The following is a 1,189-nucleotide window of genomic DNA, read 5'->3' as shown; positions in this document are numbered from 1 at the left end:
GTCCACAGCCGATCCATCGCCTTGACGAGGTCGTCCATCATGGCGTCGGTGTGGTTGGGCGACGGGGTGAAGCGCAGCCGCTCGGTGCCCTTGGGCACGGTGGGGTAGTTGATCGGCTGGACATAGACGCCGTGCTCTTCCAGCAGCATGTCCGAGATCATCTTGGCGTGGACCGGATCGCCGACGAACACCGGCACGATGTGGCTGACGGACTCCATCACCGGAATGCCGGCGGCCTTGAAGCGGGCCTTGAGGGTGGCGGCGCGCTCCTGATGGGCGTCGCGCACCTCGGGATGGGCCTTGAGCCAGCGCACCGAGGCCAGGGCCCCGGCCGTCAGGGCCGGCGGCAGGCTGGTGGTGAAGATGAAGCCCGAGGCCCAGCTGCGCACGGCGTCGATGATCACCGCGTCGGCGGCGATATAGCCGCCCATGACGCCGATGGCCTTGCCGAGGGTGCATTCGACGATGTCGATCCCGTCCAGCACCCCGTCGCGCTCGGCCACGCCGGCCCCGGTCGCGCCGTACAGGCCGACGGCGTGGACCTCGTCGAGATAGGTCAGGGCGCCGTATTTGCGGGCCAGGGCGATGGTGCCTGCCAGGTCGGCGATGTCGCCGTCCATGGAATAGACGCTCTCGAAGGCGATCAGCTTGGGGGTCCCGGCCGGCGCGTCGCGCAGCAGGGCCTCGAGATGCTCCAGATCGTTGTGGGCGTAGATGTGCCGCTCGCAGCCGCCGTTGCGGATGCCGGCGATCATCGAGGCGTGGTTGAGGCTGTCGGACAAGACGATCAGACCCGGCAGGATGCGCTGCAGCGTCGTCAGGGTCGCCTCATTGGCCACATAGCCCGAGGTGAACAGCAGGGCCGCTTCCTTCTGGTGCCAGCTCGCCAGCTCGGCCTCCAGATCCACCGCCGAACGGGTCGTGCCGGAGATGTTGCGGGTGCCGCCGGCGCCGGCGCCGACCGTCTCGATCTCGGCCTGCATGGCCTCCAGCACCGCCGGATGCTGGCCCATGCCGAGATAGTCGTTGGAGCACCAGACGATGACGTCCTGCTCGGACCCGTCCTCGCGACGGCGGATCGCCTTCGGAAACTCGCCGCGCACGCGCTTCAGGTCGGCGAAGACGCGATAGCGCCCCTCGCTCTTGACCTGCTCCACGGCAGTCTGGAAGGCGGCCTTGTAGTCGTACA

At 68.3% G+C, this 1,189-nt stretch carries 1 protein-coding gene; it reads right to left on the bottom strand.

From position 1 onward, the window contains the following. On the bottom strand, nt 1-1,189 hold a 1,189-nt coding region (hemA, locus tag QQJ79_RS15350), incomplete at both ends, for a 5-aminolevulinate synthase (RefSeq protein ID WP_284223800.1).

It is taken from the genome of Brevundimonas denitrificans (assembly GCF_030160755.1).
GTDB lineage: Bacteria > Pseudomonadota > Alphaproteobacteria > Caulobacterales > Caulobacteraceae > Brevundimonas > Brevundimonas denitrificans.
The sequence above is the reverse complement of the archived record's forward strand: the minus strand, read 5'-3'. Positions and strand labels throughout refer to the sequence as shown.